Here is a 22,893-nt window from a genome sequence, read left to right as displayed (position 1 = left end):
CTTAGAGATCGGCGCCGATGTTGAGATACAGCTGGAAACCCGAATCCGGGTCGTCCAGGCCGCGCGCGATGTCGATCCGCAAGGGGCCGACCGGCGAACGCCACCGTACGCCCACGCCGACGCCGGTGCGCAGCTTCGGGGTGTTGTCGAACGCGCTGCCGCTGTCGACGAACACCGCCGCACCCCAGCTGTCGTTGAAGTACTGCTCGTACTCGACGCTGCCGGTGACCACGTTCTTGGCGCCCAGCGCGAACGCCTTACGGCCGTCGATCGCGGGGATGCGCGGCCCGACTTCGCGCCATTCGTAGCCGCGGATGCTGCGGTCGCCGCCGGCGTAGAAACGCAGGGTCGGCGGCATGTCGACCAAGGCGTCGGTGAAGGTGTGGCCGAGTTCGCCGCGGGCGATCAGGCGGCTGCGCGGGCCCAGGCCTTTGTACCAGCGCGCGGTCGTGTGCAGTTGCAGGAAGTTCGCATCCGAACCGACGCTTTCCAGGCCGCCGCGCAGCATCGCGGTGGCGGCGATGCCGTTGCGCGGATACAAGCGGTCGTCGGCATCGACGTACTCGACGCGGAACGAGGGATACAAAAAGGTCGCCGAACGGTATTCGACCGGCGTGGTCGGATCGTCGTCGTCCTCGTCGGCATAGGCCCAACGCTCGCGCAGGCCGTGCACCGAGGCGGTGGCGGTCCAGCGCTGGTTGATCTTGCCGCTGCGGCTGGCGACCAATTCGATGCGGCGCGAGTCGATGTAGTCGGTCTGCTCGTCGGTGCCCTGCAGGCTGAAGGTGTACCAGCCGTCGAGCCAGGCGAAGGCCGGGATGCGGTACTGCAGGGTCGCGGTCTTGCGGCGCTCGGCGAAATCGACCTGGGCCAGGGCCTTGTGGCCGCGGTCGTTGAGGTAACGCCGTTCCAGGCCGAGACGCACGCCGGCGCCGCTGTCGGTGCCGTAGCTCAGGCCGGCGGTATAGATGCTGCGCTTGGCCGGGGTCAGGACGACCTTGACCGGCACCTGGCCGTCGACCGCCTGATCCGGCTGCGGCTCGATGTCGATGCTGGCGAAATAATCCAGCCGCGACAGCGACTCGCGAAAGCGGTCGAGCTTGCCTTGGTGGTAGTAGCTGCCCTGTTCCCAGTACACCAGGCGCTCGAGCAGGCTGTCGCGGATGATCCGCTTGGGCGTCTGCTCGAAGGTGATCGGGCCCATGTCGTAGCGCTGACCGCTGGTCCAGACCAGGTCGATGTCGGCGGCATGTTCGGCGCGAGTCACTTCCACCCGCCGCGAAGAAAAATCCGCATCGAAGTAGCCGCGCTCGGCCAGACGCCGGGTGATCTTGGTCTTGCTGGCCTCGTACAGCTCGTGATTGAAGACCTGGTCCGGGCCGGGCCGGAAGGCGTCGAGGTCCTGGTTGAGGTAACGGTCGTCGCTGCCGGCGCCGAGGATGGCGATGTCGGAGCGCCGCACCTTGACCGGTTCGCCCTTGTCGATGGTCAGGGTGACGGTGATCGGCACCGAAGGGGTCGCTGCCGAGGCGGCCGAGCCCTGGGACGAAGCGTCTCGGGCGGACGGGTCTTCGCCGATGCCGGCCTCGGCCTGGCTCGCTTCAGCCTGATCGGCGTCGGCCGGGCTCGCCCCGACCGGGCTGGCTTCAGCCGGGCTGGAGTCGGCGGGCAGCGCCGGGGCGCGGCGGCGGGTGCCGCGGGAATCCTCGACCTTGATCGTCGGCGAGTAGTAGCCGAACGGCTCCAGGGCCTCGCGGGCCTCGTTTTCGGCCTCGCGCAGCAGATAGCCCAGGCGGCGCCCGGACACGTCCTTGCCGATCGTATCGACCAGGGACAGGGAAACGCGCACGTTTTGGGTCATGGCCTCATCGAGGCCGACGATCTCGACTTTGCCGATTTTGGCCGCCCGGGCCGTGCCGGCGGCTCCAAGTACCAGGGCGACGGCGAAAAAAAGACGGGGGATCAATGGCATAGCGATCAGGATAACCGGTAAAGGCTTGTATTGCTTACGTATTTTGTTCAGCCACTTTGCAGATTCGTTGCATCTGGCGTTAAGAAGTCGTAATTTCGGCCTCAGGGGAACTGACCGCAAGCGCTGGGGGCTGTGCTGCGGGCTCATCGGGGTCTCCTAGAAAACAGCCAATCCACCACTCCCAGCCATCAGGGAAGTCACACGGTAGGGAAGCAATGTCACTGCATATTTCAGGAGTCCACTTCGTGAACAGAAAAATACTCACCACTGCTGTTTGTACCGCACTGGTCGGCGTCGTCGCGCCCGCCTATGCACAGCAGGCGGAAACGGCTTCGAATGAAGACGTCACCAAGATCGAAACCGTTACCGTTACCGGTTCGCGCATCTCCAACCCGAACGTCGTCTCCCCGGCCCCGGTCAGCGTCCTGACCGCCGAAGACATCAAGGCGACCGGCGCGATCAACATCGGCGACCTGCTGACGACGATGCCGCAGCTGGCCACCACGTTCACGATGGGCAACTCCGGTCGCTTCATCGGCACCGCCGGCGTGGCGATGCAGGACCTGCGCAACCTCGGCACCGCCCGCACCCTGGTGCTGGTCAACGGTCGCCGCATGGTCGGCGCGTCCGCCGGCACCTCGGCCGTCGACACCAACCTGATCCCGGCCGACTGGGTCGAGCGCGTCGAAATCATCACCGGCGGCGCTTCCGCGGTGTACGGCGCCGACGCCGTCTCCGGCGTGGTCAACTTCATCCTCAAGAAGAAGTTCGAAGGCGCCAACCTGCACGCGCAGATCGGCGACAGCCAGCACGGCAGCTTCGGCAAGGAATTCATCTCGCTGACCGGTGGCTGGAACTTCGCCGAAGACCGCGGCAACGTCGCACTGTCGTTCGAGCACAGCCAGCAGGACCGCCTGATGTTCGGCGACCGCTTCGGCAAGCAGGCCTACCGCGCCATCCGTTCGCCCGGCAGCGGCTTCGACAACACCCTGCTGCCGAACGCCGGCAACTACACCATCACCAGCGCCGGCACCTTCTCGCTCGGCAGCAACTTCCTGCCGGAACTGCGCTACACCTTCGATCCGAACGGCCAGGTGCGCAAGCAGCGCTTCGACGGTCCGTTCGATCGCGATAGTCCGACCCTGCGCAATACCAACGCCACCTGCCAGAACTGCGACCGCCTCGACGGCAACCAGGACCTGCAGATCCAGCCGCAGTACAAGCGCGACACCGTCAGCGCCGTCGCCGGCTTCGATCTGAACCAGGACCACCGCCTGTACTTCGAAGGCATGTACAGCAAGGTGCACAGCAAGTCGTACTTCTCGCCTGCGTTCGGCGGCACCGGCAACCCGCACATCATCGAGCGGGATAACGCCTACGTGACGCCGGAACTGCTGGCGCTGATGGGCGCTCGCCAGTCCATTCGCGTCGGACGTAACGACGTCGATGCCGGCCTGCGCGGCGAAGACACCGACCGCCAGACCGCCCGCGTCGTGTTCGGCGCCGAAGGCGCGCTGACCAGCGACTGGCTGTACGACGTGTCGGTCAACTACGGCCGCACCCACGAGCGCCGCCGCAATCTCAACAACCGTCACATGGAGCGGTTCTACGCCGGTCTGGACGCGGTCAAGGACGCGAACGGCAATATCGTCTGCCGTTCCAAGATCGACCCGGGCCACACCAATCTGGCGCTGGATTTCAACCAGGGCTACGGTCAAGTGTCGCCGGAAGTCGCCGCCTCGTGCATTCCGTTCTCGGTCTTCGGCGAAGGCGCGATCAGCCCGGCCGCGGCCAACTGGTTCAACGTCACCACGATCTCCAAGGCGCGCCTGACCCAGTTCGTGGCCGGCGGTTCGCTGACCAACAACAACCTGTTCGAGCTCAAGGCCGGCCCGGTCAGCTTCGGCACCGGTGTCGAGTACCGCCGCGAAACCAGCCGTTCGATCAACGATCCGCTGGACATCAACTTCGAGACCTTCCTCAATGCGATCCCGAATTCGGGCGGCAGCTACAACGTCCGCGAAATCTGGGCCGAAGTCGCGGTGCCGCTGTTGGCCGACCTGCCGGCGATCAAGAGCCTGACCGTCGGCGCTGCAGCGCGTTACTCGAAGTACGACACCATCGGCGGCGCCAAAGCCTGGCGCTACAACCTGGACTGGGCGATCAACGACAGCCTGCGCGTCCGCGGCAACATGTCGGCCGCGGTGCGAGCGCCGAACATCGACGAACTGTTCGGCGGCCAGTCGCAGAACTTCGGCGGCGTCGCCGATCCTTGCGATATGGACAACATCGGCAACGCCAAGAACCCCGCGGTGCGCGCCCGCAACTGTGCCGCGTTGGGTCTGGCGCCGACGTTCACCGATGAGTTCTCCGCCACCAACGAAGGCCTGTCGGGCAGCAACCCGGATCTCGATCCGGAAACCGGCCGCAGCTGGACCGCGGGTTTCGTGTTCACCCCGACCTTCCTGGAAGGCTTCGGTATGAACGTCGACTACTGGGAGATCAAGCTCATCGACTCGATCACCGCGCCGACCTTCCAGGAAACCGCCGATCGCTGCGTCGATAACCCCAACGGCATCGACAACATCTACTGCCGCAACACCGAACGTGGTCCCGACGGTCAGATCAGCTTCCTGACCTCGATCAACCAGAACATCGCCGCCACCACCACCGACGGTATCGACCTCGGCATGTACTACAGCCACGGGCTGTGGGGCGGCCGCATGCGTTGGGACCTCAACGCCACCAAGGTGCTCGGCTACACCGACTATCCGTTCCAGGAAGACAAGGACGAGTCGGTCGACCAGAACAAGACCCTGGGCTTCCCGGAATGGAAGGCCACCGTTCGCGCTTCCTACATGCGCGACAACTGGGACGTGAACTGGAGCACCCGCTTCGCCGACGGCGGCTTGCGCGTGACCAACGCCAGCTACCGTTCGAACCCGACCTCGACGAGGCCGATCAAGGCCGGTTCGGGCGTGTTCCACGATGTGCGCGGCAGCTACACGATCAAGGACAGCGGCTGGCAGATCTACGGCGGTGTGACCAACCTGTTCGACTCCGATCCGCCGGTCAACCTGTTCGGCACGGGCTTCGGCTCGGGTCTGTACGACTCGATCGGCCGCGCCTACTACGTCGGCGTGAACTACAAGTTCTTCTGAGTTCGACTCGGGAATTTGCAGCGTGAAACGAGGAGCCGGCGCAAGCCGGCTCCTTTTTCATGGCTACTCGCAACAGAGCCGAGGCCGCGGATTCGTCTGGCGCACGACCTCGGGTCCGATGAGACTCGGCCGCACCGTAACCGCACGCAACAAAAAGGCCGGCTTGCGCCGGCCTTTCGTTTTCTGCGAGGTGCCCGAACTCAGATCGACAGATGCTCGATCGCGGCGACGCTGCCGAGGCGGTCGGACAAACGCTTCAGCAGGGCCAGACGGTTGTTGCGCACCGCCAGGTCGTCGACGTTGACCATCACGTGGGTGAAGAAGGCATCGACCTGCGGACGCAGGCGGGCGAGCCGGCCGAGCACTGCGACGTAATCGCGTTGCGCCAACAACGGATCGGTATCGGCGATCGCGGCATCGACGACGTCGGCGAGCTCGCGCTCGGCGCTCTCGACGAAACGCGCCGGGTCGATCGCGGTCGGCACGTCGCCGTCGACCTTCTTGAGGATGTTGCGGATGCGCTTGTTGGCCGCGGCCAGCGCTTCGGCTTCGGGCAGCTTGGCGAATTCGGCGATGGCTTCCAGACGACGTGAAAAATCTATGAGCGAAGACTCCTCATTAACGATGCTTCTCACCGCGTCGAACTGTTGCGAAGTCGTGCCCCGCTCTGCGAAGAACCCTCTCAAGCGGTCATAAATAAAATCAACAATTAACAAGCTGGTCTCAGCGTCACTCAGCCCTGCATATGACTGAATCGGCTGCGCCGAGACCGCTCCGAAGACAAGCTTCCAGATGCTCGCGTCATGCTCTCCCCCAATAAGAGTTCGAGCTAAGCCCAAGCCAGCGCGGCGCAAACCAAATGCGTCCTTATTACCTGTTGGCTGTAAACCAGCCTTGAAACCGCCCGCCAAGGTATCCAGACGCTCGGCAATTGCGACCACCTGCCCCAGCTTCGACGGCGCGATCGCATCGCCGGCGAAACGCGGCATATAGGCCTCGTCGATCGCCGCGGCGACTGCGGCCGATTCGTTCGCGGCCTGGGCGTAGTAACGGCCGGCGATGCCCTGCAATTCGGGGAACTCGTTGACCATGCGCGACTGCAGGTCGTTCTTCGACAGTTCCGCGGCGCGGCGCGCCTGCGCGGGGTCGACGCCTGCCGCCGGCGCGATCGCTGCGGCCAGCGCGGCGACGCGCGCGACCTTGTCGGCCACGCTGCCGAGCTTGGCCTGGTACGTCACCGTCTTCAGGCCGTCGCCCATCGACTCCAGGCCCTGCTTCAGGTCTTCGTCGAAGAAGAACTTGGCGTCGGCGAAACGCGGGCGGATCACCCGCTCGTAGCCCTTGCGGACTTCGGCCTCGTTCTTGGACTGGATGTTGGCGATGCCGATGAAACGCTCGGTCAGCTGGCCTTGCGCGTCGAGCACCGGGAAGAATTTCTGGTTGGCTTCCATGGTCGCGATCAAGGCTTCCTGCGGCACGGCGAGGAACTCGCTCTCGAAGCCGCAGGCGATGGCGACCGGCCATTCGGTCAGGCCGTTGACCTCTTCCAGGATGCCTTCGTCGATGCGCGCCTGGCCGCCGGCCTGCTGCGCCGCGGCGGTGACTTCGCGGACGATGCGCTCGCGGCGCTCGTCGGCGTCGACCAGCACGCTGGCGCTGCGCAGGGATTCGACATAGTCCTCGGGCGCGCTGAACCAGACCGGCTTGTCGTGCATGAAGCGGTGGCCACGGCTCATGCGGTCGCTGCGCACGCCCAGCAAGTCGGCCGGCACCACCTCGGTGCCGAGCAGCAGCACCAGCCAATGCACCGGGCGGGCGAAACCGTAGTCGTGGTCGCCCCAGCGCATCGGCTTGGGGATCGGCATCGCCGCGAGCGCTTCGCGCACGATGTCCGGCAGCAGGCTGGCGGTGTCGGCGCCGGGTTTGGTCGCGCGGTGGACGAAACGTTCGCCCTTGGCGTCGCTGGTGCGTTCGAGCTCGCTCCAGTCGATGCCGGCCTTCTGGGCGAAACCCTGCAGCGCCTTGGTCGGCTGGCCGTCGGCGTCGAGGGCGATGTTGAGATAGGGGCCGAGCACTTCGCTCTTCTGCTCGGGCTGCTCGGTAGCCACGCCGTTGAGGCGCACGGCCAGGCGGCGCGGCGTGTACAGCGGCTTGGCGCCTTCGCGATCGAAACCGATGCCGCGCTTGTGCAGACCGTCGAGCACGCCATCGAAGAAGGCCTGGGCCAGACCGGGCAGGGCCTTGACCGGCAGTTCCTCGGTGCCCAGTTCGATCAGTAGGGGTTGCGTCGTGCTCATGCGGATGCCTTTGCGTTTTCGTCTTCGGGGAAGACGCCTCGCGCTTGCTGCGGCGAGGTGGGTGAGATTCGAGCGAACTGCAGGTGTTCGGTGCGAGGTCAGGCGGACTTCAGGCGCCTGCCCTCACCCCAACCCCTCTCCCGCATGCGGGGAAGGGCTTCGGCGGGTCAGGCGGCTTCGGCCTTCGACGCGCGCTTGAGGCCGGGAAAACCCAGCTTCTCGCGCTGCGCGTGATAGGCCTCGGCCACGCCCTGGGCGATCTTGCGCACGCGCAGGATGTAACGCTGGCGTTCGGTCACGCTGATCGCACGGCGCGCATCGAGCAGGTTGAACGAGTGGCTGGCCTTGCAGACCTGGTCGTAGGCCGGCAGCGGCAGGCCAAGTTCGATCAGCTTCTGCGCTTCGGCTTCGCAGGCGTCGAAGCGATGGAACAGCTCGGCGACGTCGGCGTGCTCGAAGTTGTAGGCGCTCTGCTCGACTTCGTTCTGGTGGTAGACGTCGCGATAGGTCACCGGCGTACCGTCCGGACCGTAGGTCCAGACCAGGTCGAACACGTTGTCGACGTTCTGCAAGTACATGCACAGGCGCTCGAGACCGTAGGTGATCTCGCCGAGCACCGGCTTGCACTCCAGGCCGCCGGCCTGCTGGAAGTAGGTGAACTGGGTGACTTCCATGCCGTTGAGCCAGACTTCCCAGCCCAGGCCCCAGGCGCCGAGGGTCGGCGATTCCCAGTTGTCCTCGACCAGGCGCAGGTCGTGCACCATCGGGTCGACGCCGAGCGCCTTGAGCGAATCGAAGTACAGCTCGACGATGTTGTCGGGGCTGGGCTTCATCGCCACCTGGTACTGGTAATAGCGCTGCAGGCGGTTGGGGTTGTCGCCGTAGCGGCCGTCGGTAGGACGGCGGCAAGGCTGGACGTAGGCGGCGTTCCACGGCTCCGGACCCAGCGCGCGCAGAAAGGTCGCCGGGTGGAAGGTACCGGCGCCGACTTCGAGGTCGAGCGGCTGGATCAGCACGCAGCCCTGTTCAGCCCAGAAGGCGTTCAGGCGCTGGATCATGCTCTGGAAGGTGATCAGCGGGGTCGGGTGGTCGCTCGCGGCCATGGTCTCATCGCAGTGCAGCAAAGCGGGTTAGTATAGCGACGAGCCTTGCGCGCCAGGGCTTTCCCCCTGGTTTCGCACCGCTCCCGCCTGCCGCCACGCCGTGAATCCGCCCTTCCTGATCCTCGAGACCGGCCAGCCGGTCGCCTCCATGCGCCGCCACCGCGGCTTTCCGCATTGGATCCGGGTCGCAGCCGGGCTCGATCGCGACGAGGCGGTGGTGGTCAACGTCGAACACGGCGAGCCGCTGCCGAGCCGCGAAGGCTTCGCCGGCGCCATCGTCACCGGCTCCCCCCTTCGCCGGCGCCATCGTCACCGGCTCGGGCGCGATGGTCACCGACCGCGCCGACTGGAGCGAACGCAGCGCCGCCTGGTTGCGCGACGCCGCGCACGCGCGCCTGCCGCTGTTCGGCATCTGCTACGGCCACCAGCTGCTGGCCCATGCGCTCGGCGGCGAAGTCGGCAACCACCCGGCCGGCCGCGAGATGGGCACGATCGGCCTAGAGCTGCACGCCAGCGCCGGCGACGACCCCTTGTTCGCCGGCCTGCCCAACCAGTTCCCGGCCCAGGCCACGCATCTGCAGACCGTGTTGCGCGCGCCCGACGGCGCCACCGTGCTGGCGCGTTCCGCCCACGATGCCTGCCACGCCTTCCGTTGGGGCGAAAACGCCTGGGGCGTGCAGTTCCACCCCGAATTCAGCGCCACGCATATGCGCGGCTATGTGCGGGCGCGCCAGGACGCGCTGCGCAACGAAGGCCATTGCCCCCGGACCATCGCCGGCAGCGTCAGCGCCACGCCGTTCGCACGGCGCGTGCTGCGGCGTTTCGTCGGCCACGCGCGCGCGCTGCACGGGCGCTGAGCGCCGCGTCCGCACGGTCGCGGGCCTGCGACCGTGCGGCCTCATTCGTTGCACCGACTTCGTATTCACCGAGCAATACGGCCCCACGGCCAGGATCGATCCGATGACCCCACCGATGCGCAAGGTACCGCTGACCCACGGCGTGCAATGGCTGATCCGCGCGATCAACCTGGGCACGCGCAATCCGCGCGCGATCTTCGGCGCCGCGGTGCTGTTCATGGCGGTGCTGTATCTGCTGGCGCTGGTGCTGGCGACCCCGGCGCGCAGTCTCGCCGGCGGCGCCAACCCCGACATGGCCAGCGTCGCGACCGCATTGATCCCGATGTTCGTCGCCCTGGTGCTGTTGCTGCCGATCCTGCTGGCCGGCCTCATGCACGTGATCCGCGAAGCCGAGGCCGGACGGCCGACGCGCGCGCGCGACCTGTTCGCGCCGCTGCGCCAGGGCAAGGCCGGCCCGCTCGCCCTGCTGGGCCTGATCCAGATCGCCCTGACCCTGGTCAGCACCGCGCTGGTGATCTGGCTGGCCGGCCAGGATTACTGGCCGCAGTACCTGGAAATGATGCGCAGCGCGCTCAGCGGCCATGTCGCCACGGCACCGGAGCCCGATCACCCGGGCCTGATGATGCTGGTGCAGTTCCTGTTCAACTATTTCAGCAACGCGATCCTGCTGATCTCGGTGCCGCTGATCATGTTCTCGGGGCTGAGCCTGTCGGATGCGGTCAAGCGCAGCGTCAGCGCCTCGCTGTGGAACCTCGGCGCCTACCTGCTCGCGGCGATGCTGTTCGTGCTCGGCGTGGTGGTGTCGGCGGTGCTGGCGAGCGTGATCGCGATCGTGCTGGTGCAGATCGGCAGCCTCATCCACCCGGTGGTCGGCGCCCTGCTCGCCGCCTCGTTGTACCTGGCCTACGGCGCGGTGGTGGTGGTGGTCATGGTCGGCACTTGTTACTACGCCTGGCGCGACGTGTTCGGCCAGGGCGAACAGCCGGTCACGCAGCAGGCCTCATCGACGCCGCGTCCGGGACAGCTGGAAGCCTGAGCCCACGGTAGCGGCTGGTGAGCTACAGGCCGCCGGCCTGATACACGGCCGCGTCCATCGTGGCCTGCATCGCGCCGAACAGCCGGACCATCGCGAACAAGGTCGCCGACAGCTGCAGCAACACCCAGGCCCAACCCCACAGCGGCATGCGCGCGTCGCCGTCGCGCACCACCCGCGCACCGGCCAGGCGGTCGTGCAAGGCGCGGTGTTCGGGTTTCGCCATCGCCAGCAGATGGCCGATGTTCAAGCTCAGCCACGACAGACCGCCGCCGAAATAACGCAGGGCGATGCGGCCCAGGCCAAGCGCCTGTCCGTCCATGCCGGTCACGCGCAGCCCCAGCGCACGCTTGCCGGGCGTGGCCTGCCACGGCGACAGCACGAAACCGAGCTCATACACCGCGCCGAGCAGTGCGAAGGCGAGCATCCAGCCGAACACCAGCGCGGTCAGTGCGGTCACCGTGGTCGTGGCCGCCGCATGCAGGGCCGGATCGGCGAGCAGCCGTTGCGCGAAACCGCCGAATGACAGGTCGTCGAGCACCGAATCGGCCATCACCTCGGCGGTGCGTGCAGCCATCGCCGCATAGGCCCGCCGGGCCGATTCGGCCAGGGCCAGCCACTGGCCGGCGCCGATGACGCTGGTCGCCGCGGCGACCGCGGCCGCATCCAGCGACCAGGCCGCGTAGCGCGGCCAGAACCCGGCCGGCGCGCTCGCCGGTGCGCTCATCGGTCGCGCGCGTCCCCGGTCGAAGCGTCGTCCTCGCCGTCGCGGTCGCGACGGTCGGAGGCCACCCACTTCGCGGCGATGATGCCGATCTCGTAGAGGATGCACATCGGAATCGCCAGCATCAGCTGCGAGACCACGTCCGGCGGGGTGATCACCGCGGCGATGACGAAGATGCCGACCACCGCGTAACCGCGCGCTTCCTTGAGCTGGGCCGGGGTGACCCAACCGAGCAGGGCCAGGATCACCAGCGCCACCGGCACCTCGAAGCTGATGCCGAAGGCCAGGAACAGGATCAGCACGAAATCCAGGTAGGCGTTGATGTCGGTCATCATCGCCACGCCGACCGGGGTGACCTTGACCAGGAAACCGAACACCGACGGCAACACCAGGAAGAACGCGAACGCGCAGCCGGCGTAGAACAACACCAGCGCCGACACCAGCAGCGGCAGGGCCAGGCGTTTCTCGCGCCGGTACAGGCCGGGCGCGACGAAGGCCCAGGCCTGATACAGCAGCCACGGCATGGTGACCATGAGCGCGGCGAAGAACGCCAGCTTGAGCGGCGCCGAGAACGGCGAGGCGACTTCCACCGCGATCAGCTGGCTGCCGGCCGGCAGTTTGGCCAGCAGCGGCGTCGCCAGGTAGTGATAGAGCTTGTTGGCGAACGGCAGAAAACCGAGGAAGACGACGATCAGGCCGGTCACGCCGCGCAGCAGGCGTGCGCGCAGTTCGATCAGGTGATCGAGCAGACGCGGTTCGGGCGAGGCATCGTCGCCGGGGCCGCCGGCTTGCGGCGCGCGGGATTCAGCGTCGCTCATCGTTCGGCGTCGGTGTCTTGGAGGAAGGCCGGTAGTCCGGCAAGGCGGCGCTGGCGTAATCGTGGGTCGGCGGTGCGTCCGCGGCCGGCTCGGCCGGCGCTTGCTCAGCCGGCTCGGTTGAAGCCGGCTCGGCGCCATGCGCGTCGCCGGAGGCGGTCGCGCTGTCGGCGGGGACGTCCTCGGGTTGGCTGGCGGCGGCGCCGACCGGCGCGGCGATGCTGCGGTTCATGGCATCGACTTCGTCGCGCATGGCCCGGCCGCTGTCGCGCAACTGGCCCTGCACGTCGCGCAGATCGTCCTGGGCCTGGCGCAGGCTGCGCTTGAGGTCTTCGTCGGCAAGCTCGTTCTCGAGTTCGGACTTGACCGAATACCACTGCGCCCGGGCGCGCCGCACCCACAGACCGGCGAAACGCGCGGCCTTGGGCAAGCGTTCGGGACCGAGCACGATCAAAGCCACGATCGCGATCACGAAGACTTCCGAGAAGCCTATGTCGAACATGGTCTGGGGCTGGCCTGCGGAAGGGCGGAGCGCGTCGGGGCCGCGAGCGTCAGCGCGGGGTGTGCTCGTCGTTGCGCGAGGACGGCGTCTTGTCGGAGGCGTTGTCTTGACGGGTTTCGTCGTTGAGCTGCTGCGTCGGCTTGTCGTCGTCGTGCATGCCCTTCTTGAAGCCCTTCACGGCTTCGCCGACGTCTTTGCCGATGTTGCCCAGACGCTTGGTGCCGAAAACCAGAACGACGATCAGCAGGACGACGACCCAGTGAATCCAACTCATGCTGCCCATGGCGGTGTCCCGTTAAACCCGTTGATAGTGGATGAGAACCTCAAGCCGGCTGGTCCGATCAGCTCGTCCGCGGCCGGCGCGATGTCGATGCGCGCAACCGGGGCCGTGAGGATACCGCAACCTTTGTAACAGAAGGTTGCGGCACCGGCCGTCCGATACAGATCGACACTGCCCGGCCACGGGCTAATGAGCCTGCGGTCACGCACCGGCGCGGCCGTTGGCGAACCGTCATGCGGCCGCCATCGAACCGCAACCGGCAGGCCGATCAGGGCAGCGGTTCGACCTTGGCCGGGTTGGCCGGCACGGTCTCGAACGGCTGCGGCTGGCCCTGAACGGGCTGCGGCTGGGCCGGCTCGGCCGGCGCCAGGCGGGTCCGCGCCGGCGCGGCCTGGGCAGCGGCCGCGGCTTGGGCGGGGGTGATCCCGGATTCCGGATAGACCGTGGCGCCGAGCGCGGGGCGCTGGTCCTCGGCGGTGCGGTTGGCGCGCGCGGTCGCGCTGGCCTCTTCGAGACGGTCGCGGAAATCGACCACGGCAGTGGACGGCTGGCCGTTCGCGCGGCCCTCGAAAATCATGCGCGGGGTGCTGCCTTCGCCGTAGACGGCCTGGTTGGCGTCGTCGTCGATCGACAGCGCGGCGCCGTCGAGAGCGATGCCGGCGAACAGGCCGCGTGCGCGCGACCACGACCAGATCTCGGCCTTGAGCTGGCCGTCGGTGGCGGCCGCGGCGGTGCGGCCGACCGGGCCGGCGGCGACGCTGGCGTCGGCACCGAGGGTGACCTTGCCGTTGACGATCGAATCCAGGCCGCGGTCGCCGCGGAACACCAGGACGATGTCGGAGGACTGCACGCCGGCCTGGAAGCCGAAGCTGCCGCCGGTGAGCTTGACGAAGCTCGGGTTCGACCAGGTGCCGTCCGGGTTCTTGACCGAGACCAGGCCGTGGCCGCGGCGACCGCCGACGACCAGGCCGATCTTCAGGGTGTCGGGCACCACGACGATCGCGCGCGCTTCGTCGAACAGCTTGTCGGGAATCGAGGATTCGGGAATTTGCTGGATGTCGCCGAGCACGCGCACCGCGTCGCGTGCGCGTTGATCCTCGGTCGGGCCGGCCACGGCGGCGGTGGCGGCGATACCCAGGCTCAGGGCGAGACTCAGACTCAGGACGCGAGGCAAGGAACGGGACATGGGGGACTCCGGCGGACGGCGGAAACAGACATGTTCGGAAGTAGAACATGCTCGGCGCGCTCGACGGTACGTCGCATCGACGCTGCACCGGCTCGACAGCGCCGGTTCGGCAGGTCGCGAACGCGCAGCGGGCACGTTCATCGTAACGGGCCCGATCGCAGGAACGAGCCTTTTGCGAGGCTAGCGATTCGGCGATGAATCTTCGCCGAATCGCGGCTGAAGGGCGACCGGCTCGCGGCCGCACTGCGCGAACCGGCGCAATGCGGCCGCGCGCTTATCGCGCCGGCTTCGGCGAGGGCGCGTCGGCGTCGAGCCGGCCCGACAGCCAATGCGCTACGTTCAAGGCGAGCTGGAAATTCTGCTCCGCCCCGGGCGCATTCATGCCCATCGGGCGCTTATCCGGACCTTGCAGCTGCGTGGTGAACATCGCCGCCTCGCCGAAGAACGCAGCGCGTCCTGCCCCCACCCGCAATACCGCGCCCTGCGACCAGCCCGCGACCGGAATCTGCGGCGTATCGGCATGGAATTGCCAGGGCTTGAGCGGTTGCAGCGAGACATAGCCCGACGGCAGCGCCAGCACCGGCTCGGCGCCATCCGGCAAGCGGAAGGCCTGGCCGGTGAAACTGCGCACCTGGGTCACCGTTTCGCCGCTGCGACGACCGCGCAGTACGGCATGCGCGACGAGGGTGCCGTCGCTGCGCCGGAACAGCGTCGGCTGTTTGAAGATCGCCGCACGCCGCTGCGGATCGGCGTCGAAGCCCGGCATCGCGAAGCCGTCGCTGAACTCGACCCCGAACGCCCGCGCCAACGACGCCGCCGCGCCCGCCAGCGGCATATGGTCGGCGATCAGCCACAGCTTGCCGCCGCGCTGGACCCAACGCCGGGTCGCGCGGATCTCGGCGTCGCTGAAGGCCGACGGGGTGGGGCTGGGGTAGTCGTTCCAATCGGCATCGCTCGGCTGCGCATTGGCGATCACCACGATCGCGCACGGCGCCAGCGTCGCCGCCTCGAGCCTGCCGCGCAGCGGCCGCACCGAATGGCCGTCGCGGCGCAACAGCTCGCCGAACGACCAATAGCGGCCGTCGAGGGTGTGGAAGTTATGGTGGGCCTCGTCCAGGCACACCACCGGCCCGGTGCCTTTGGCGTAGGTCGGCGCCAGGATCGGCGCGCGGTAGTCGCGGTCGGGAATCTGTTGTGCGGCCAGGGGCAGGCTGGATCCCAGGATCAACCCCGCTATCGTCGGTACGGCAATCTTCAGTACGGCTTTGCTCACGCGCGCTTCTCCAGGATACGGCTGCGGTCGGGATATCTGGTCCAGGGGCGCGTGGCGTCGCTCCCTCCGGGCATGATCGCCGATCGGGCGCACACCGACGCGGGACCTGCGACACGCACGTACGAACGCTCGAGCGACACAGCGTCTCGCCGCCTCATCCGCCCCCGCCTATCGCTGCCATCGAAAACTTCGATCCCGCGGAGATTTCGCAGGCGGGGCGCCGGGTGTCATCCTATGCCCATGCCCGCAACCGCCAGCATCACCGACCGCGACGCCCCCTCCACCGCCGACACCGCCGTGGTCCTGGTCAATCTCGGCACGCCCGAGGCGCCGAACACGCGCGCGGTGCGCCGTTATCTGTCCGAGTTCCTGCACGACCGCCGCGTGGTCGACATGAGCCGCTGGCTGTGGTGCCCGCTGCTGCATTTCGCCATCCTGCCCCTGCGCAGTGGCAAGGTCGCCAACAAATACGCCAGCGTCTGGCTGCCGGAAGGCTCGCCGCTGGCCGTGCACACGCGCCGCCTCGCCCAGGCCGTTCAGCACGAGCTGCCCGAGGTGCGCGTGCTGCATGCGATGCGCTACGGCCAACCGTCGTGGAAGCAGTTGTTGCAACGGCTGCAGGCCGAGGGCGTGCGACGTGTGTTGGCCCTGCCGCTGTATCCGCAGTACTCGACCTCGACCACCGCCTCGGTCGGCGACGTGCTCGGCCGTGCCGAAGGCCTGGCGACGCGTCTGGTCGACGATTATCACGACGATCCGGACTGGGTCGCGGCGATCGCCGACTCGATCCATCGCCACCGCGCCAACGAGGGCGCCGGCGAGCACCTGCTGTTCTCGTTCCACGGCCTGCCGCAACGCTTCGTCGACGGCGGCGACCCTTATGCCCGCCAGTGCGAAGCCAGCGCGCGCGCCATCGCCCGGGCCCTGCACCTGCCCGATGCGGCCTGGACGCTCACTTACCAATCGCGCTTCGGCCGCGAACGCTGGCTGGAGCCATCCACCGCCGGCACCCTGGATGCGCTGGCGGCGCGCGGCATCAAGCGCGTCGACGTGGTCGCGCCCGGCTTCGCGGTCGACTGCCTGGAAACCCTGGAAGAGGTCGCGATGATGCTCGCCGAGGATTTCGCCGAACACGGCGGCGAGCTGCGCTATATCCCCTGTCTCAACGAGTCGCCGACGCATGCCGCGCTGCTGGCCGGCATCGCCCGGCGCGCGCTCGGAGCCTGGGAGCGATGACGGCGCTGCAGGAATTCGCCGTCGACAGCGTGTTCGGCCGCCTGGCCGGCCTGCGCAACGGCCAGATCGGCGCGCCGCGCCTGCTCGCCCTGCACGGTTGGCTCGACAACGCCGCCAGCTTCGTGCCGATCGCGCCCTGGTTCGAGGGCTTCGACCTGGTCGCCCCGGACTTGCCGGGCCACGGCGCCAGCGCGCATCTGCCGCCGGCCGCCGACTACACCTTGATCACCGCCGCGCGCGCCGCGCTCGCAGTCGCCGACGCCTTGGGCTGGGATCGCTTCCATGTGCTCGGCCATTCGCTCGGCGGCGCCACCGCCAGCGTCGTCGCCGCGGCCACGCCGCAGCGGGTCGACCGACTGTTGCTGATCGAAGCCCTGGGCTCGCTGGCCGAACCCGAAGACCGCGTCGCCGCGCGCCTGCGCGAGGCCTTCGCCGGCCAGGCCGCGCTGGTCGGCAAACAGTTGCGCGTGTTCGGCGACATCGCCACCGCGGTGCGCGCGCGCATGACCGCCAACAGCCTCAGCGAACCGGTCGCGCGCCTGCTGGTCGAACGCGGCGTGGCGCCGGTACGCAGCGACGAAAGCCAGGGCGGTTTCGTCTGGCGCAGCGATCCCCGCCTGACCCTGACCACGGCGATGCGCATGAGCGAGGCGCAGATGCGCTCGCTGATCGCGGCGATCGAAAGCCCGACCTGCATGGTTTGGGCCGACCCGGCCCAGCCCTATATGCCCGACGAGCTGCGCCGCGAACGCGCGACCCTGCTGCCGCGCGGCGAGATGCACGTGTTGGCCGGAACCCATCACCTGCACATGGAGCAGCCGCGCGACGTCGGCGAACTGTTCCGCGCCTTCCTCGCCGGTTAAGCGCGCCGATCGGGCAGCCGGCTGAGCGCTGGTTTATGCGTCGGCAGCGATCAAGCGGCGCAGGCCGGCCTTGAGGCTGCGGCCGGAGGCGCGGAAATACTCGCGCTGATCGCGCCAATCGGGGCAGCGCGCCTCGACTTCGCGCCAAAACGCCCGCGAGTGGTCGGCGTGGATCAGATGGCAGAGCTCGTGCACCAGCACGTACTCGAACGCCGGCGGCGGCGCCAACACCAGCGACAGGTCCAAGGTCAGCGCGCCGTCGGGCGCGAGCGACCCCCATTGCGAGGACATCACCCGATAGCGCAACCGCGACGGCGCGCGCGGCAGGCCGGGCAGGTACTTCGGCAGCCAGCGGCCGACGTCGGCGCGGGCCTGGCCTTCGTAAAAATCGCGCAGCGCGCGCTGCAACGCGGCTGCGTTGACCGCCTCGGGCGCGGCGATGTCGAGCGTGTCTTCGTTGAGTTGCAGACGCAGGTAGCGCGCGACCTGCCAGCGCACCGGCAGGTCCGCGCCGCGCAGGGGGATGCTCGCGCTGACGTGCGGCTGCAGACGGGCCGCGTCGCTGTCGGCCTGGGCGATCTGGGCCAGCAGCCAGTCGCCGTGTTCGATCACGAAACGCTGGCCGGCGATCTCGCTGGCGCGCATCGGCAGGGTCAGGCGCGGGCCGCGTTCATCGACGCTGAGCTTGATCCGGCGCGCCCGCGGATCGCGCACCCGCAAGACCTCGACCACGCGGCCGTTGCCGAGGTCGATCGCGAGGGTTTCGCGCGAGACCGTGCGCGAGGCGGCTTGCGGCTTGCCGGTCAGCAGGCGCAGGAGGCTCGTCATGGGTGGGGGACCGCCATGGGCGAAGCATAACGCCACGGACGCTGCGACGATGCGGCGGCGCAGTGAAACTTCAATGACGACGTATCAGGACCTTCGAAGAGGCGGCTCGCTCGACCATCGAGTTCCTCGGAAACGCTTTGCGTGCGACTCGATGCCCTTACCCCCTCCCGCCAAGCGGGAGAGGGTTGTGGTGCGAAAGCCGGCGTGGATCAGGCCTCGACCTTGCTCAGCTTCAGGGCCGATTCCAGCACCCGGAACAGACGCTTCACTTCCGCGCTCATCAGCGCAAAACGCGCATCCAGTTCGGCGCGCAGGCCGTCGCCTTCGCTGTGTTCGAGCTGGTCCACGGCGCCGTCGAGCAGCTTGAACTTGCGCACCACCAGGTCCTCGCCGATCACGAACGACACATGATCGTCCAGGGTCAGCGCCAGACGGGTGACCTGCTTGCCGGTTTCCAGGTGCTTGGCGATCTCGTCGCTCTCCAGCTCCTGGCGTTGGCACTTGACCACCGCGCCCTGGTCGACCGGGTCGCGCAGCTCGCACTCGTCGCCCAGGCTGATGCCGTCGGGCAATTCCTCGCCGGCGACCCAGCCGGTCAGGATCGAACGCGGGGCGATCTCGGCGTTCAACGGCAGGGCCGGGAAGCTGCCGATGGCGCGGCGGATCTCGCTGATCACGTTCTCGCCGGTCTTGCGGCTGGAGGTGTCGACGATGACCAGGCCGTGTTCGAGATCGATCATCGCGTCGGTGCGGCTGGGCTTGATGAAGGCGCGCGGCATCAGGTCGACGATCAACTCGTCCTTGAGGCGCTTGCGGGTGCGGCCGCCGGGCTTGCGGCCTTCCTTCTGCTCGATTTCGGCGAGCTTCTTGGCCAGCATGTCGTTGATCACCGAACCCGGCAGCAGACGGTCTTCGCCGCCCGAGGTCAGCCAGATCGCGTCGCCGATGCGGTTGCTCATCATCGCGTCCTCGGCGTCGCGGCCGAACGGCGAGATGAAACCGCGCGAGGACAGTTCGAGCGGACCGACCGGCTTGAGCCTGCACTCTTCCAGGCCTTTATCCAGTTCGTCGAGTTTGTGGGTGGTGGGAAAGCGGAAGAAGGTCAGATTGCGAAAGAACATCGAAGGACCGAATTGGAGAGGAATGGAGTCGAATGCTCTGGCTCGTCATTCCCGCAAAAGCGGGAATCCGGAAACTTCAGAGTCATATCGCGATGAAGCCCCTGAGGCGGGGCCGAAGAAACGACGCCTCATCCAGTCTGCGCGTCGTTGGTATCAATCGTTGCGTCCAGCCACACCGGCGCGTCGGCGGCCGGCACGCCGCCGGCCTGTCCCAGGCCGAGGAAATCGAACAATTTCGGATCGCTCAACTGCGAGGGGCGGATGTCGCCGAGCGCGCGCGAGATGGTCTCGATGCGGCCGGGCGTCTCGCGTTCCCAGGCGTCCATCATCCGCTTGACCTGCTTGCGCTGCAGGTTCTCCTGCGAGCCGCACAGGTTGCAGGGAATGATCGGGAAGCCCTTGATCGCGGCGTAGTCGACGATGTCGTCCTCGCGCACGTAGGCCAGCGGCCGGATCACCACGTGCTTGCCGTCGTCGGACAGCAGCTTGGGCGGCATGCCGCTGAGCTTGGCGTGGAAGAACAGGTTGAGGAAGAAGGTCGCCACCAGGTCGTCGCGGTGGTGGCCCAGGGCGATCTTGGTGAAGCCCTGTTCCTCGGCATAGGTGTAGAGCGCGCCGCGCCGCAGGCGCGAGCACAGCGAACACATGGTCTTGCCCTCGGGCACGACCCGGGTCACCACCGAATAGGTGTCCTGCTCGAGGATCTTGTAGGGCACCCCGATCGATTCGAGGTAGGCCGGCAGCACGTGCTCGGGAAAGTCGGGCTGCTTCTGGTCCAGGTTCACCGCGACCAGCTCGAACTTCACCGGCGCCTTCTTCTGCAACTGCAGCAGAACGTCGAGCAGGGTGTAGCTGTCCTTGCCGCCGGACAGACAGACCATGACCTTGTCGCCCTCTTCGATCATGCCGAAATCGGCGATCGCCCGGCCGACCTGATGGCGTAGGCGGGTGGCGAGGCGTTCGCCGTCGCTGCCGCGGCGGGTCTCGGCGCGGACGGGACGGGTCGGTTCGGCGAGGGGCAGGACGATGCTCATGAGGGCGCCAATTCTACGCTACGGGTCGGTGAACACCGCCCGCGCGCCGATCGAGGGGGCCGATGACGTTGGTCGTGGCGGCGCGCTAAGCTGATGCGCATGACCGGAAGCGCCGATCCCGCCGAGACCGCCCGCCAGCTCGCCGAGCTGCGCCTGGAACATCGCGATCTGAACGCGGCCATCGACCGCCTGGGCCTGGACCCGCAGGCCGACGAACTTACGGTCAAGCGCCTGAAGAAGCGCAAGCTCTGGCTCAAGGACTGTATCGCCCGCCTCGAAAGCGCCCTGATTCCCGACGAACCGGCCTGAGCCGCAAGCGCGGCCCGGCGTCGCGCGGCCGCCGCATCCGGTATTGAGATTTCCGCGCGCGGCGCGGCCTTCACGCTGTGATAGGGTGCCGCCACTCGATCGGCAGACAGCGGCATGGCGAACAAGGACGAACTGGTCCAGACGGCACGCAACCCCTGGTGGCAGGGCGCTGCGGCGGTGGCGCTCGTCGCCGTCGTCGCCACCGCCGCACTCGGCGGCTTCGGCCAGGCCAAGAGCAAGCCCTTGCCGGAGTACAAGGCCGGCCATCGCTACCAGGGCGGCGCCCTCGCGGTGACGCCGCTGCGGGCCTGGGTCGCGCGCTACAAGCCCGGCGGCCGCATCGATGCCTTCAACCCGAAGTCCTACCTGGTGCTGCAGGTCGAGGTCGAAAACCGCACGCCGCGCAGCTTCAGCGCGTTCGGCTATCCGCAGCAGGACCTGATCCTGGTGTCGAGCAAGCGCGAACCGATCCAGTCCGACCTGCTGATGAGGTCCGACGACCACTCCGTCGCCGGCGACCTGCATCCGCGCCTCAAGCAACGCATCGACCTGGTCTGGACCTTGCCGAAGAATTACGTCTACACGCCGCAAGCGACCTTCGGCGTATTCGCTCGCGCCTACAAGGCCAAGGCCTATCTCAACGACGAAGGCGCCTGGGTCCAGGGCAAGCCCGCCGCCAAGTACGCGATGGCCGTGCAGGACCTGCGCGACCGGGCGGTGGCGCCGTGAGCGCGCCCGCCGCCGCCCGCACCGCCTGGCGCCTGCCGCGCTGGCGCTGGCGCGACGCCCTGTGGATTCTCCTGGCTCTGATCGCGGTGGTCGCCTTGCGCAAGGGCGAGTCCAGCTACGAACAGCGCGACACGCCCTTGGTGCAGCACGCGCAAGGCCTGGGCCGGGTCGAAGGCCGCAACTTCGCCGTCGACGTCACCGGCTTCAAGGCCGCGCACGCCTATCTGCTCAAGGGCGACTACAGCCATCCCGAGGACTATCTGCTGCGCACCCCCGGGGTGTGGCTGTCGGTGGTCGCCAAAGTCGAAGCACGCGACCAGAGCGGCTACGTCGGCGCGCAACTGCTCACCCGCGACGGCCTGACCTATGTCGCCTCCAGCCAGGACCGGCCGAAACTCAAAGGCCTCAACCTGCGCGAGCGCGTGGTCGTCCCCGGCCTGCCGGAAAGCGGCGCCTGGTTCTTCGAAGTGCCGGCCGACCGTCTGCAGGGCGCCCATCTGCAGTTCTACTGGGGCAACGGCCTGCCGCGCGGCGGCGACAGCCTGGTCGACGTCGACCTGGGCATCGATGCGGCGCGCGCGCGCAAGCTGATGGCCGAAGCCAAGCCGGTACTGGACCTGCGCCCATGAGTTCCACGCCCATAAGTTCCGCGCCGATGACGCCCGAACCTTCCGAGCTCGACACCGCCCGCACGGCTCCGGCCGGTTGGTGGCGGCGCAACGCACTGTGGCTGCTGGGCACCCTGGTGTTCGGCGCCTGGGCGATCTATGCGCCCTACCGCGAGGCCTTGCAGGCCTACCAGAACCGTCATCCCTCGCACGCCATCGACGTGCCCAAGGGCGAGTGGGCGCAGTACGAAGGCGCGCGTTGGCGCCTGGTCTCGGCCGAAGCCCTGGCCCCGCGCGACCCTCGCATCGGCGGACCCTTGCGCAAGGACGCCGGAGTCTTGCTGCTGCAATTCGAAGTGATCGCCGATTCCGGCACCCAGGCCAAGGCCCTGGACCTGTGCAAGGGCCAGGTGTCCGATGCGCAGGGCCGCTTGTGGGACGCGAATCCGACCGGCCTGCCGCGGCTGAGCGGCGCCAAGCTGCCGAACACCTGCGGCAGCGGTTACGACGCGCAATACAAATCGATCATCGCCCTGCCGGGCCGCCCGTTCCGCTTCCAGCACGCCTATCTGTTGCCGCGTACGCAGCGGCTCGAAGGATTGCAGGCGCGGATCGACTTGCGTAATTCGCAGACGTCCAAGGGCCGGTATCTGCGCTTTGCGCTTTGATCGGCGCGGCCTCGCGCTGGATCCGCGCAAGCTCGTACCGACTCGCTCGGGCTCGCGCTCGGCTTCTGTAGGAGCGGCGTCCTACTGGATTTCCTTCGGTCATGAGCCGCAACCGCACCGCCCTCATCTCGCGCCGTCACTTCCCGCAGCTCGGGCTCCTGGGTAGGAGCGGCGCGAGCCGCGACCGCATACATTCCGCGCCCGTCGTCGGTCGCGATGGGCGCATACGCTTCAGCGGCGTTGCCGTTGCCGTTGCCGTTGCCGTTGCCGTTGCCGTTGCCGTTGCCGTTGCCG

The 22,893-nt window shown here is 67.8% G+C and carries 21 protein-coding genes and 1 pseudogene; 10 read left to right on the top strand and 12 right to left on the bottom strand.

Features of this window, described 5'->3' with window-relative positions; all coding sequences use genetic code 11:
- Position 1: 1 nt before the first annotated feature.
- A complete protein-coding gene (locus tag EX88_RS23455) occupies positions 2-1,972 on the bottom strand; it encodes an autotransporter assembly complex protein TamA (RefSeq protein WP_051884391.1) in 1,971 nt (656 codons plus the stop codon).
- A gap of 245 nt (positions 1,973-2,217) precedes the next feature.
- Between EX88_RS23455 and EX88_RS0103415 the strand changes: the two genes are divergently transcribed.
- Positions 2,218-5,133: a TonB-dependent receptor domain-containing protein gene (locus tag EX88_RS0103415; protein ID WP_051884389.1), complete on the top strand. Its 2,916-nt coding sequence runs from the start codon at positions 2,218-2,220 to the stop codon at positions 5,131-5,133.
- A gap of 200 nt (positions 5,134-5,333) precedes the next feature.
- Here EX88_RS0103415 and glyS read toward each other — a convergent pair whose 3' ends face one another.
- Together glyS and glyQ are read right to left on the bottom strand one after the other, a co-directional pair.
- Complete coding sequence (gene glyS, locus EX88_RS0103410) at positions 5,334-7,430, bottom strand: glycine--tRNA ligase subunit beta (protein ID WP_031370604.1); 2,097 nt, start codon at positions 7,428-7,430, stop codon at positions 5,334-5,336.
- 167 nt (positions 7,431-7,597) lie between these two features.
- Entirely contained in the window at positions 7,598-8,533 is a 936-nt protein-coding gene (glyQ, locus tag EX88_RS0103405) for a glycine--tRNA ligase subunit alpha (protein WP_031370603.1), read from the bottom strand.
- Positions 8,534-8,681: 148 nt separating this feature from the next.
- Between glyQ and EX88_RS23450 the strand changes: the two are divergent.
- A pseudogene (locus EX88_RS23450) lies at positions 8,682-9,390 on the top strand (glutamine amidotransferase).
- 103 nt (positions 9,391-9,493) lie between these two features.
- The gene (locus EX88_RS0103395) at positions 9,494-10,426 is read left to right on the top strand and encodes a BPSS1780 family membrane protein (protein ID WP_152566080.1); all 933 of its coding nucleotides are present in this window, start codon (positions 9,494-9,496) and stop codon (positions 10,424-10,426) included.
- Positions 10,427-10,448: 22 nt separating this feature from the next.
- On the opposite strand, the gene EX88_RS24275 is transcribed toward EX88_RS0103395, so the two are convergent.
- The 6 genes from EX88_RS24275 to EX88_RS0103365 all read right to left on the bottom strand — a co-directional run bounded on the left by EX88_RS24275 (position 10,449) and on the right by EX88_RS0103365 (position 15,203).
- Positions 10,449-11,150 (bottom strand): RDD family protein, encoded by a 702-nt coding sequence (locus tag EX88_RS24275; RefSeq protein WP_051884387.1) that lies wholly within the window; start codon positions 11,148-11,150, stop codon positions 10,449-10,451.
- The gene (tatC, locus tag EX88_RS0103385; RefSeq protein WP_051884384.1) at positions 11,147-11,965 is read right to left on the bottom strand and encodes a twin-arginine translocase subunit TatC; all 819 of its coding nucleotides are present in this window, start codon (positions 11,963-11,965) and stop codon (positions 11,147-11,149) included. The genes EX88_RS24275 and tatC overlap by 4 nt, the downstream gene beginning before the upstream one ends.
- Positions 11,952-12,464, bottom strand: a complete 513-nt coding sequence (gene tatB, locus EX88_RS23445) for a Sec-independent protein translocase protein TatB (protein WP_036147948.1) — start codon at positions 12,462-12,464, stop codon at positions 11,952-11,954. The genes tatC and tatB overlap by 14 nt, the downstream gene beginning before the upstream one ends.
- Before the next feature lie 49 nt (positions 12,465-12,513).
- Complete coding sequence (tatA, locus tag EX88_RS0103375; protein ID WP_031370598.1) at positions 12,514-12,747, bottom strand: Sec-independent protein translocase subunit TatA; 234 nt, start codon at positions 12,745-12,747, stop codon at positions 12,514-12,516.
- 265 nt (positions 12,748-13,012) lie between these two features.
- The gene (locus EX88_RS0103370) at positions 13,013-13,918 is read right to left on the bottom strand and encodes a lipid-binding SYLF domain-containing protein (protein ID WP_081930605.1); all 906 of its coding nucleotides are present in this window, start codon (positions 13,916-13,918) and stop codon (positions 13,013-13,015) included.
- A 286-nt stretch (positions 13,919-14,204) separates the two neighbouring features.
- Positions 14,205-15,203, bottom strand: a complete 999-nt coding sequence (locus tag EX88_RS0103365) for a DUF4350 domain-containing protein (RefSeq protein ID WP_152566079.1) — start codon at positions 15,201-15,203, stop codon at positions 14,205-14,207.
- 240 nt (positions 15,204-15,443) lie between these two features.
- On the opposite strand from EX88_RS0103365, the gene hemH reads away from it, so the two are divergent.
- Both hemH and EX88_RS0103355 read left to right on the top strand, forming a co-directional pair.
- Positions 15,444-16,439 carry a ferrochelatase gene (gene hemH, locus EX88_RS0103360; protein WP_031370595.1) on the top strand — a complete coding sequence of 332 codons (996 nt, stop codon included), beginning with the start codon at positions 15,444-15,446 and terminating at the stop codon, positions 16,437-16,439.
- Positions 16,436-17,302, top strand: coding sequence for an alpha/beta fold hydrolase (locus EX88_RS0103355; RefSeq protein ID WP_031370594.1), 867 nt, complete (start codon positions 16,436-16,438; stop codon positions 17,300-17,302). The genes hemH and EX88_RS0103355 overlap by 4 nt, the downstream gene beginning before the upstream one ends.
- 33 nt (positions 17,303-17,335) lie before the next feature.
- On the opposite strand, the gene EX88_RS0103350 is transcribed toward EX88_RS0103355, so the two are convergent.
- The 3 genes from EX88_RS0103350 to ttcA form a co-directional block, all read right to left on the bottom strand.
- Positions 17,336-18,130 (bottom strand): M48 family metallopeptidase, encoded by a 795-nt coding sequence (locus EX88_RS0103350; RefSeq protein WP_031370593.1) that lies wholly within the window; start codon positions 18,128-18,130, stop codon positions 17,336-17,338.
- 209 nt (positions 18,131-18,339) lie between these two features.
- Positions 18,340-19,251 (bottom strand): recombination-associated protein RdgC, encoded by a 912-nt coding sequence (locus EX88_RS0103345; protein WP_031370592.1) that lies wholly within the window; start codon positions 19,249-19,251, stop codon positions 18,340-18,342.
- Between the two features lie 128 nt (positions 19,252-19,379).
- Positions 19,380-20,285, bottom strand: a complete 906-nt coding sequence (ttcA, locus tag EX88_RS0103340) for a tRNA 2-thiocytidine(32) synthetase TtcA (protein WP_051884382.1) — start codon at positions 20,283-20,285, stop codon at positions 19,380-19,382.
- 99 nt (positions 20,286-20,384) lie between these two features.
- On the opposite strand from ttcA, the gene EX88_RS0103335 reads away from it, so the two are divergent.
- From EX88_RS0103335 to EX88_RS27035, 5 genes are all read left to right on the top strand, one after another.
- Complete coding sequence (locus EX88_RS0103335; RefSeq protein ID WP_031370590.1) at positions 20,385-20,594, top strand: YdcH family protein; 210 nt, start codon at positions 20,385-20,387, stop codon at positions 20,592-20,594.
- A 114-nt stretch (positions 20,595-20,708) separates the two neighbouring features.
- A complete protein-coding gene (locus tag EX88_RS0103330) occupies positions 20,709-21,323 on the top strand; it encodes a hypothetical protein (protein ID WP_031370589.1) in 615 nt (204 codons plus the stop codon).
- The gene (locus EX88_RS0103325; RefSeq protein WP_031370588.1) at positions 21,320-21,952 is read left to right on the top strand and encodes a hypothetical protein; all 633 of its coding nucleotides are present in this window, start codon (positions 21,320-21,322) and stop codon (positions 21,950-21,952) included. The genes EX88_RS0103330 and EX88_RS0103325 overlap by 4 nt, the downstream gene beginning before the upstream one ends.
- Positions 21,949-22,599: a hypothetical protein gene (locus EX88_RS0103320; protein WP_152566078.1), complete on the top strand. Its 651-nt coding sequence runs from the start codon at positions 21,949-21,951 to the stop codon at positions 22,597-22,599. The genes EX88_RS0103325 and EX88_RS0103320 overlap by 4 nt, the downstream gene beginning before the upstream one ends.
- Before the next feature lie 101 nt (positions 22,600-22,700).
- On the top strand, positions 22,701-22,893 hold a 193-nt coding region (locus EX88_RS27035), incomplete at its 3' end, for a hypothetical protein (protein ID WP_036147946.1).

It is taken from the genome of Lysobacter antibioticus, assembly GCF_000731095.1.
In the GTDB taxonomy this organism is placed as follows: Bacteria; Pseudomonadota; Gammaproteobacteria; order Xanthomonadales; family Xanthomonadaceae; genus Lysobacter; species Lysobacter antibioticus_B.
This window is presented reverse-complemented; position numbering and strand designations above follow the sequence as displayed.